The following is a 239-nucleotide window of genomic DNA, read 5'->3' as shown; positions in this document are numbered from 1 at the left end:
TCGTCTGGGCCCAGCGCGCCGGGGGCCCCGGCGACGACGTGGCCACGGGCGTGGCCGTGAGCGGCGCGAGCGTGTACGTAGCCGGCCGTTTTGCCAGCGTTCGTGGCCGCTTTGGTGGCCGGGGGGCCCCAGCGCGGCTTTCGTCTGGGCCCAGCGCGCCGGGGGCCCCGGCGACGACGTGGCCACGGGCGTGGCCGTGAGCGGCGCGAGCGTGTACGTAGCCGGCCGTTTTGCCAGCG

General features: G+C 77.4%; 1 protein-coding gene. It reads left to right on the top strand.

All coding sequences use genetic code 11. From position 1 onward, the window contains the following. On the top strand, positions 1–200 hold a 200-nt coding region (locus BEN49_RS28230; protein WP_204376147.1), incomplete at its 5' end, for a hypothetical protein. Positions 201–239: the final 39 nt, after the last annotated feature.

Source organism: Hymenobacter coccineus (assembly GCF_001816125.1).
Classification (GTDB): Bacteria; Bacteroidota; Bacteroidia; order Cytophagales; family Hymenobacteraceae; genus Hymenobacter; species Hymenobacter coccineus.
This window is presented reverse-complemented; position numbering and strand designations above follow the sequence as displayed.